The 9,638-nt window shown below is 68.4% G+C and carries 10 protein-coding genes and 1 pseudogene; 10 read left to right on the forward strand and 1 reads right to left on the reverse strand.

The window, feature by feature from the left end; all coding sequences use genetic code 11:
- A pseudogene (locus QZ753_RS01695) lies at positions 1–182 on the reverse strand (ABC transporter substrate-binding protein); the annotation flags it as partial.
- Positions 183–564: 382 nt separating this feature from the next.
- Between QZ753_RS01695 and QZ753_RS01700 the strand changes: the two are divergent.
- The 10 genes from QZ753_RS01700 to QZ753_RS01745 form a co-directional block, all read left to right on the forward strand.
- Positions 565–1,443 (forward strand): sensor domain-containing diguanylate cyclase, encoded by an 879-nt coding sequence (locus tag QZ753_RS01700; RefSeq protein ID WP_294640633.1) that lies wholly within the window; start codon positions 565–567, stop codon positions 1,441–1,443.
- Between the two features lie 473 nt (positions 1,444–1,916).
- Entirely contained in the window at positions 1,917–2,138 is a 222-nt protein-coding gene (locus QZ753_RS01705) for a DUF2934 domain-containing protein (RefSeq protein ID WP_294640636.1), read from the forward strand.
- 184 nt (positions 2,139–2,322) lie between these two features.
- Positions 2,323–2,931, forward strand: a complete 609-nt coding sequence (locus QZ753_RS01710; RefSeq protein WP_294640638.1) for a cupin domain-containing protein — start codon at positions 2,323–2,325, stop codon at positions 2,929–2,931.
- Between the two features lie 225 nt (positions 2,932–3,156).
- Positions 3,157–4,095 (forward strand): substrate-binding domain-containing protein, encoded by a 939-nt coding sequence (locus QZ753_RS01715; protein ID WP_294640640.1) that lies wholly within the window; start codon positions 3,157–3,159, stop codon positions 4,093–4,095.
- Between the two features lie 77 nt (positions 4,096–4,172).
- Positions 4,173–4,967 carry an ATP-binding cassette domain-containing protein gene (locus QZ753_RS01720; RefSeq protein WP_294640642.1) on the forward strand — a complete coding sequence of 265 codons (795 nt, stop codon included), beginning with the start codon at positions 4,173–4,175 and terminating at the stop codon, positions 4,965–4,967.
- The gene (locus QZ753_RS01725) at positions 4,964–5,989 is read left to right on the forward strand and encodes an ABC transporter permease (RefSeq protein ID WP_294640645.1); all 1,026 of its coding nucleotides are present in this window, start codon (positions 4,964–4,966) and stop codon (positions 5,987–5,989) included. Before QZ753_RS01720 ends, QZ753_RS01725 begins: the two co-directional genes overlap by 4 nt.
- A 4-nt stretch (positions 5,990–5,993) precedes the next feature.
- The gene (locus QZ753_RS01730) at positions 5,994–7,088 is read left to right on the forward strand and encodes a phosphotriesterase-related protein (RefSeq protein ID WP_294640647.1); all 1,095 of its coding nucleotides are present in this window, start codon (positions 5,994–5,996) and stop codon (positions 7,086–7,088) included.
- Positions 7,089–7,119: 31 nt separating this feature from the next.
- The gene (locus QZ753_RS01735) at positions 7,120–7,887 is read left to right on the forward strand and encodes a glutamine amidotransferase (RefSeq protein ID WP_294640649.1); all 768 of its coding nucleotides are present in this window, start codon (positions 7,120–7,122) and stop codon (positions 7,885–7,887) included.
- A gap of 13 nt (positions 7,888–7,900) precedes the next feature.
- Positions 7,901–8,806 (forward strand): PfkB family carbohydrate kinase, encoded by a 906-nt coding sequence (locus QZ753_RS01740; protein WP_294640651.1) that lies wholly within the window; start codon positions 7,901–7,903, stop codon positions 8,804–8,806.
- Positions 8,803–9,638: BtpA/SgcQ family protein (locus QZ753_RS01745; RefSeq protein ID WP_294640653.1), on the forward strand; the 836-nt coding region annotated here is incomplete at its 3' end. The genes QZ753_RS01740 and QZ753_RS01745, both read left to right, overlap by 4 nt.

Consider the following 9,638-nt stretch of genomic DNA (forward strand, 5'->3'; position numbering starts at 1 on the left):
TCCTGCCCCGAGAACTCGAAGCTTTCGGCCGGGTCGAGCGACTTCATGTCGTCGATGCCGTTGGCGATCACCAGCGTGTCGGCCGGGGTCTCGGCCAGGGCCGCCGAGCCCGCGGCGACCGATCCGAGAAGCACGGTCCCGGCAAATAGGCGGCAGGCGAGCGAACGGAGAGAAGAAGACACGGGCGACCTCGTCGGGTTCGTGGAACGAGCAGGAGTGGCGGGAAAGAATCCCGTCACGTCCCGGTGAAGGGACGCTATGCGATGATGAAACGGGCGGCAAGCGTGTGCGCTGCACAAAGCCGGGGCGTTCGGTGCGGTCGAAAGGCGGCGGGCGAAGACCGGCGGGCAGATGAGCCGATATCCGGTTCGTCGATGGGCAAATCCAAAGCCGGTCGGTCGCGCGGGGAGGCGTAACTAGCTTCCACAGCAGCGCCCTCGAGGGGGACGGCGGCATCTTCCAGGGCCCGGATGGTAAGCCTGCCAAACATCGCGCTGTCGATGATTAGCCATTTCTCAACCACGGTCCGCGCAATGTGACGCAGCGGCAACTAAGGGGCGCAGCGTGGACTTGACCATCAGCCTGAACGCCATAGACGTGCCGATCTTCGTGGTCAACGTCGAGCCCGGGCCGCACTTTCGCATCGTCGGCCTGAACCGCGCGGCCGAGAGCGAGACCGGCCGCTCGAGCGACAGCCTCGCCGGGCTGGCCTTCGAGGACTGCGTGCCGGCGGCGAAGGCCAGCATGCTGACCGACCGCTACGGGGTGTGCGTCCGCACGCGGCGCTCGATGCAGTTCGAGGAGCGGGGCGAGATGTCCCCGACCGGCGACTGGTATCGGACGACGCTCTCGCCCTGCATCGACGAGGAGACCGGCGAGGTCTTCCGCATCCTCACGATCTGCCAGAACATCACCCCGACGAAGCGTCTGGCGAAGGCCGCGTTCAAGGATGCGCTGACGGGACTTTCGAACCGGCGCGGGTTCGACACGATGGTGGCCGACCGATGCGACGAGGCGGTCTATTCGCGCTGCAACTTCTCGCTGGCGGTCGTCGATCTGAACGGCCTCAAGGCGATCAACGACACGTTCGGTCACAGCACGGGGGACGAGGCGATCCGGCGCGTGGGCGCCTGGCTCGCGGGGATGCTCCGTCCCGGCGAGGTGGTCGCGCGCGTCGGCGGCGACGAGTTCCATCTGATTGTTGAGGAGACGACGCAGGCGTCTCTCGATAGCCGCCTCCAAGGCCTCCGGCAGGCGGCGGCCGTCGAACTCGCAGGGCCCTGCGGGTCGCTGCAGGTGGCCGTCTCGGCTGGTGGCGCCGTCTGGCATCCGGGCGACGACGTCGCCGTCACCCTCATGGCCGCGGACGCCGCGATGTATGCGCAAAAGGCGGCGCACGGCCGGGCGCCGGCGTCAGCGGGGTCCGTCGCGCTCGCGATCTAGAGATCGGGGGCAGTCGGTCAGGCGGCCCATTCGATGGCGGGCACGACGTGTGTTCGCGAGCCGTCCCAGCGATTGCCGGGCCCGGGACGAAAGCGTCCTTTTGCGCCGGCGTTGTGGGAAACAGGCTGCCTTCGCGGCAGCGTATCCGTCCCTCAAGGCGCCCCGCTGGAGGAGAGGGCGTGGTGGCGGTCGGCACCTTCCGACGTTCGTCTTCGCTCGTGCTTCCGACTACGCTGTCGCCCGGACGGCGATGCGCTTGGAGATCGCACCTCGTCAGCCGCTCATGGATCGACTCTGATCGAGGCCGGGCAGCGAGCCGCCCTGCGGGTCCGCTCAGGTTTTTAGGGAGGACCGAAGACAATTTTCGCGAGGGCCTCGACAAGTCCGGTGCCGGCCCGATCTACGCGTTTTTTCCAAATCATGCGGGTGGCGTCGAATGTCCGATCGCGCTGCAGAAACCGCGGAGGCCGACCATGACCATGTTGAGCCATCATCCCCTGTCAGGTGCCGCCTGTTCGATCTCGACCGGCTGCCTCGAAGATGCGACGAAGCGGGTGCGCGACCGCGCCTACCAGCTCTGGGAGGCGGCGGGCCGCCCCTGGGGCCACGAGCACGAATTCTGGGCCAAGGCCTCCGCCGAGATCGAGGGCGACTGGGTCTCCCTGGTCAAGGCGGACCGCATCGTCGCCCGCTGAACGTCCGGAGGAAACGTCGCGTCGGGCGAGCGTGCCACGCAGCAGGCCGGATTGATAGCGCGTGCTGACGCGCGTCTCACACGCGGCTTCTGCCTGCCGATCCCCATTGCATCTTGTTCAAGTGACTTGAAAACGCGTCCCGGTTCCCGTCTAGTCTCCTTGTGATGACGCGGGACCCGTGGCGATGAATACGAACACCCTGCCTGTGGATGCGGCGCGAGGCACCGGCGAGGCCTCGGCCAAGCTTGGTGTCCGTCTGAAGCTGGCGCGCCAGACCAAGGGCATGACTCTGAAGGGGCTGGCCACGGCGGCCGGCTGTTCGGAAAGTCTCCTCTCCAAGATCGAGAACGGCAAGGCCTCGCCCTCGCTGCCGATGCTGCACCGGCTGGTCGAGGCGCTCGACACCAATATCGGCCGGATGTTCGAGGAGGTCGACGGCGAGGAGGGCGTCGTGTTCCGCGCCGGCCAGCGGCCCATGATCACGCTCGATCCGCTGCGGCAGGGCGACGGCGTGACGCTCGAGCGCGTCATCCCCTATTCCGCCGGCCATCTCCTCCAGTGCAACATCCACCACATCGACGTCGGCGGCGCGAGCGCCGGACCGATCCGGCACGTCGGGGAGGAGGTCGGCTATGTCGTGTCCGGCGAGGTGGAACTGATCGTCGACGACCGGTCGTTCCGGCTGCGCGAAGGCGATTCCTTCGCGTTCCAGTCCGAGCGTCCCCATCACTACCGCAACAGCGGGACGAAGCGCGCGAGCATCTTCTGGGTCAACACGCCGCCCACGTTCTAGGCAGGCTGGGCCGTGTCCCGCGCGGGAACAAGGCGCGCACGGCTGAACTCAGCAATGCGGAGCGGCGCACAATTTCGATGCGGCGCTGCACAATTTCTGCACAAGCAGACGGATTGCCAACAGCTTGCGCAATTCAGTTGACAAGCGTTCAAGTCTCTTGAATTCTCCTGGTGCCGACGATGGCATGGCCCCTGGATCGGGCCCTTGATCATGGAGAATCGGAAAATGCGCCTTTCCCATTTCCTCGCCGGCACCGCCGTCGCCCTGACGGTTCTGGCCGGCAACGCCTCGGCAGCGCTCGCCGAGACCTACGCCTTGGTGACGATCAACCAGCAGGCCCTGTTCTTCAACCAGATCAACGACGGCGCGAAGGCCGCGGCCAAGGCCGCCGGCGCCGAACTCGTGATCTTCGACGCCAACAACGTCCCCGCCGCGCAGAACACGGCGATCGAGAACTACATCACGCAGAAGGTCGACGGCATCATCCTGATCGCTATCGACGTGAACGGCGTGAAGCCCGCCATTTCCGAGGCCAAGAAGGCCGGCATCCCGGTGATCGCGATCGACGCGCAGATCCCGAACGGCGACAACGTCGCCTTCGTCGGCGTCGACAACATGAAGGCGGGCGAGGAGATCGGCAAGTTCTATGCCGACTACGTCAAGTCGCAGATGAAGGGCGAGGCGACGGTCGGCGTCGTCGGCGCGCTGAACTCCTTCATCCAGAACCAGCGCCTGGACGGCTTCAAGAAGGCGGTCGGCGACAGCGGCGCCAAGGTCGAGTTCCTCGACACGGTCGACGGCCAGAACGTCCAAGACGTGGCGCTCGGTGCAGCCGAGAACCTGATGACCGCCAACCCCACGATGACGACGCTCTACGCGACCGGCGAGCCGGCGCTGATCGGCTCGGTCTCGGCGGTCGAGAGCCAGGGGCGCCAGAGTGACGTGAAAGTCTTCGGCTGGGACCTCACCGCGCAGGCCGTCAAGGGCATCGACGAGGGCTGGGTCGCCGCCGTCGTCCAGCAGGACCCGGCCGGCGAGGGCAAGGCCGCGGTCGAGGCGCTGGCAAAGCTGAAGAAGGGCGGCAGCATCGAGCCGATCATCAACATCCCGGTGACGATCGTGACCAAGGCGAACGTCGACCAGTTCCGGGGCATGTTCAAGTAAGGCGCCCCCGCGCAAGCGGCTCGATGGACGGGCTCCGGCCCGTCCGCTCCCCGTTTCCCTCCAGACGGAGCGGCGTCATGCCAGCCACCCCCGACCGTGTCCGGATGACCGGCATCTCCAAGCGCTACGGCCCGATCCAGACGCTCAGCGACGTGTCGCTGCATCTGGCGCCGGGCGAGGTGCTTGGCCTTGTCGGCGACAACGGGGCCGGCAAGTCCACCCTGTCCAAGGTCCTGTCCGGCGCGGTCGTGCCCGACGGCGGCACGATCGAGATCGACGGGCAGGCGGTCGCCTTCGCCTCGCCGGCGGACGCGCGCGCCGCCCATGTCGAGATGGTCTACCAGGACCTCTCGCTCTGCGACACGGTGGATGTTGCCGGCAACATCTTCCTCGGCCGCGAGCCACGGCGGCGGCTCGCCGGGATCAACCTCCTCGACAAGCGGCGGATGCACGACGAGGCGCGGGCCATGCTGGAGACGCTCGGCATCGTCATCGCCGACACGCGTCTCATGGTTGAGAACCTGTCGGGCGGGCAGCGCCAGTCGATCGCGATCGGCCGCGCCGCCTCGTTCGAGCCGAAGGTCCTCATCATGGACGAGCCGACGGCCGCGCTCGCCGTCGCCGAGGTGGAAGCCGTGCTCGAGCTCATCCGCACCGTCTCGGCGCGCGGCGTCTCGGTGATCCTGATCACTCACCGGCTGCAGGACCTCTTCCTCGTCTGCGACCGCATCCAGGTCATGTACGAGGGCCGCAATGTCGCCGAACGGCGCATCGCGGACACCAATATCGAGGAGGTCGTGAACCTCATCGTCGGGCGCAAGTTCCAGGCGCGCTCGGCGCGCGGCGAAGACGGGCAAGGAGCACGGGCATGAGTTCCGGGATCGCGGGCGGCAGCGCCCATCTCCACGCGGCAGCGCCGCCGCGCGTGCGCAAGGCCACCTTCCGCGACCGCTTCATCGCCAACGGCGCGGTGGGCTCGATCGCGATCTTCTTCATCCTGGTCTGCCTCCTGTTCAGCCTGACCACCGGCGCCTTCCTGTCGGCCCCCAATCTCCTGAACATCGTCCGACAGTCCGCGCCGCTCCTCATCGTCGCGGCGTCGATGACCTTCGTCATCACGACGGGCGGCATCGACCTTTCGGTCGGCTCCGTCCTGGCCCTCGTCTGCGCCCTCTCGGCGGCGCTCCTCCAGTGGGGCCTGCCGTGGCCGCTGACGATCCTCGCCATGCTGGCGCTCGGCGCCCTGATCGGCGCGCTGCAGGGTTTCTTCATCGCCTACGAGGGCATTCCGGCCTTCATCGTGACGCTTGCCGGCCTCTCGGTGATCCGCGGCGTCGCGCTGCTGATCACGGGCGGCTACTCGATCCCGATCGAGCCCGACAGCATGTTCGTGACCCTCGGCCGCGGCTGGTTCCTCGGCGTCCCCATCCCCGCCTGGATCGCGCTCGCCGTGCTGCTCGCGGCCTATCTCGCCTTCAACGGCACGCGTTTCGGCCGTTACGTCACGGGCATCGGCGCCAACAAGGAGGCGGTGCGGCGCGCGGGCGTCGACGTCCGGCGCACGCTCCTCAGCGTCTACATGCTCTCGTCGACGGCCGCCGCGCTCGCCGGTGTCGTCCTCGCCGGGCGGCTGGGCTCCGGCTCGTCGAACTCCGGCCAGGGGTTCGAGCTCGACGTCATCGCGGCCGTTGTGCTCGGCGGAACGTCGCTCTTCGGCGGACGCGGGACGATGGTCGGCACCGTGCTCGGCGCGCTGACGGTCGCCGTCATCGCCAACGGCCTGATCCTCGCCCACATGTCGCCGTTCCTGACGCCGATCATCACCGGCTGCATCATCCTCGTCGCGATCTGGCTGAACTTCCGCCTGTTCCGCGGCGCCTCGCGCGGGCGCTGATCCGATGGCGCTCGACTTCCGGGATCCGGCAGGCCGGCGCGGGGTGCCATCGGGCATCGGCGTGCGCTCCGGCCATGTGATGACGGTGGATGGCCCGTCCCCCGTGTCCGACATGGGCGTCACGCTGATGCACGAGCACGTCTTCCTCGACGGCGCCAAGTCCTGGCGCTGTCCGTGCCACCCGCCCGATCCGGTGCGACACGAAGGCCCCGTGCGCATCGAGATCATCGGCGAGCTGCGCATGAACCCCTACATGAACCGCGACAACGTCTCGCTCGACGACGGCGACCTCGCGCTGTCGGAACTGAGGATGTTCCAGGCGCTCGGCGGCCACACGGTGGTGGACCCGACGAACTTCGGCATCGGGCGGGACCCGGAAGGGCTGCGGCGCATCCAGCGCATGAGCGGACTGAAGATCGTGATGGGCTCGGGCTTCTACCTCGAGTTCAGCCATCCCGGCTGGCTGCAGGGCATGGACGTCGACGAGGTCGCCGAACTGATAGTGCGCGACGTCGGCGGCACCGAGGACCGGCCGGAGATCATGGCCGGCATCATCGGCGAGGTCGGCGTGTCCAAGGACTTCACGCCCGAGGAGCGCAAGTCGCTTCGGGGCGCGGCGCGGGCTTCGGCGCGCACCGGCGTGCCGCTTTCGATCCACCTTCCGGGCTGGGAGCGCCTGGCGCACGAGGTGCTGGACGTCGTGGAAGGCGAGGGCGCCGACCTTCGGCACACCGTCCTCTGCCACATGAACCCGAGCCACGACGACATCCCCTACCAGACGAGCCTGGCGCGGCGCGGCGCGTTTCTGGAATACGACATGATCGGCATGGACTACTACTATGCCGACCAGGACGCCCAGTGCCCCTCCGACGAGGAGAACGCGCGCGCGATCCGCACTCTGGTGGACGAGGGCTTCGCCGACCGCATCCTCCTCAGCCAGGACGTCTTCCTGAAGATGATGCTCACCCGCTACGGCGGCTTCGGCTACGCCCACGTGCTGCGCCATTTCGTGCCGCGCCTGAAGCGCCACGGCGTGCCGGGAGCGGTGATCGACGCCATCATGACCGACAATCCGCGCGCCGTCTTTTCGGCCGCCTGACCCCGTTCTTCGTCTGACAAGGAAATCGAAAATGACCCGCAAGAAGGTGCTTCTGGCCGGCGAGAGCTGGGTGTCGACCGCGACCCACATCAAGGGCTTCGACCAGTTCCCGACGGTGACCTACCACCAGGGCGCCGACGAGCTTCTGGCCGCGCTGAAGGACAGCGCCTACGACATCACCTTCATGCCCGCCCATGCGGCGCAGAAGGACTTCCCGCAGACGATGGAGGCCCTTCGCGAATACGATGCGGTGATCCTGTCGGACATCGGTGCCAACACGCTGCTGCTCCATCCCGATACCTGGATTCACTCCAAGACGACGCCGAACCGGCTGAAGCTCCTGCGCGACTACGTCGACCAGGGCGGCGCGCTCCTGATGTTCGGCGGCTACTACTCCTTCCAGGGCATCAACGGCGGCGCGCGCTATGCCCGCACGCCGGTCGAGGACGTCTTGCCCGTCACCTGCCTGCGCTTCGATGACCGCGTCGAGGTGCCCGAGGGCTTCTCGCCCGTGGTCACCGGCGAGGCCTCGCATCCCATCCTGAAGGATCTGGGCACCGAGTGGCCTGTGCTCCTCGGCTACAACGAGGTGGAGCTGAAGCCGGGCGCCGAGGTTCTGGCGACGGTCTCGTCCGACTACGGCTCGCAGCCGCTCCTCGTCACCGGCACCTATGGGCAGGGCCGCTCGGTGGTCTGGACCTCCGACGTCGGCCCGCACTGGCTGCCGGGCGAGTTCATCCGCTGGGAAGGCTATGCCAAGCTCTTCGGCGCGATGCTCGACTGGGCGACCGCGAAGTAGGGAGCCCGGCCGGATGCCCGTCCATGTCGTCGGCAACGCCTGTCTCGACACGACATTCCGTCTCGCCCGCTTTCCGGAGCGCGGCGAGACGCTGAATGCGATCGATTGCAGCGTCGCGCTCGGCGGCAAGGGCGCCAACCAGGCGCTCGCGGCGTGGCGTGCGGGCGCCGAGGTCACGCTCTGGTCGGCCGTCGGCTCCGACGCCGAGGCGGCGCTCGTCCGCCGGGGGCTCGTCGAGGCCGGTCTCTCGGATCATGGCCTCACCGCCCTGCCGCTGCCGACCGACCGCTCCGCCATCATGGTGGACGAGACGGGCGAGAACCAGATCGTGAGCGCTGTTGCCTGCGCGCGCTCCTTCGACCCGGCCTCGAGCGGATGGCAGGCGGCGGCGCGTGCCGGCGACGCGCTCGTCCTGCAGGGCAACCTGACCCCGGCCGCGACGCGCGCGGCACTCGAGGCGGGGCGCGTGCTCGGCCTCCTGACGGTGCTGAACGCCAGTCCGCTTGACGAGCGTGCCGACGGCCTTCCCGGCGCACCGGCCGTCACCGTGGTCAACCGCGGCGAGGGCGAGGCGCTGACCGGCGAGCGCGAGCCCGGCCGGATCGCTGAACGCCTCGCCCGCATGGGCGGCGGCGCGGCGGTGGTCACGCTCGGCGCGCAAGGGTATGCCGCGATACCGGCCCCGGCTGCGGCGCCCCGATTCCATCCGGCCGCACCCGCCAAGGCCTTCGACACGAGCGGAGCGGGCGACGTCTTCTGCGGCACGCTGGCCGCCCGGCTGTCGCTCGGCGACGCATTCGAGCCGGCCCTTCGCCTCGCGGCCCGGGCGGCGGCGGTGGCCGTCACGCGGGCCGGCACCTTCGGCTGCGGCCCGAGCCGCGACGAATTTCAGACATGGCATACGAGAGAGAGCGCATGAGCACCCCATCCAAGCCCATCGGACAGGCATCCGGCGATGCGCTCCACGACATCTTCGGCAGCCGCCGCGCGATCATCGGCGTCGTGCACCTCGCGCCGCTGCCGGGAAGCCCGCGCCACGACGGCGAGGCTGTCGAGACGATCTACCAGCGCGGCCTCGACGACGCGCGCGCCTATCTGGAGGGCGGCTGCAACGGGGTGATTGTCGAGAACCACGGCGACGTGCCGTTTTCCAAACCCGACGCGATCGGCCCCGAGACGGCCGCGCACATGTCGGTGGTCGCCGACCGCATCCGCCGCGAACTCGGCCGCCCGATCGGCATCAACGTTCTGGCCAATGCCGCGATCCCGGCGCTCGCCATCGCCAGCGCAGCCGGCGCCGCCTTCGTGCGCGTCAATCAGTGGGCCAACGCCTATGTCGCCAACGAGGGCTTCGTGGAAGGCGAGGCGGCGCGCGCCATGCGCTACCGCGCCCAGCTTCGGGCCAAGGGCATCCGCATCTTCGCCGACGCGCATGTGAAGCATGGCGCCCATGCCATCGTCGCCGACCGGCCGGTCGAGGAGCAGGTCAAGGATCTCGTCTTCTTCGACGCCGATGTCGTGATCGCGACCGGCCAGCGCACCGGCCACGTGGCCGAGCTGTCCTACATCCGGATGATCAAGGAGGCGGCGAACCTGCCGACGCTGGTCGGCAGCGGCGTGACGCCCGAGAACGTCGGCGACATCCTTTCGGTCGCCGACGGCGTGATCGTCGCGAGCTCGCTGAAATACGACGGCGTCTGGTGGAACCAGGTCGATCCGGACCGGGTGAAGGCGTTCACGGCCAGGCTCGG

It is taken from the genome of uncultured Aureimonas sp. (genome assembly GCF_913775355.1).
Classification (GTDB): Bacteria; Pseudomonadota; Alphaproteobacteria; order Rhizobiales; family Rhizobiaceae; genus Aureimonas.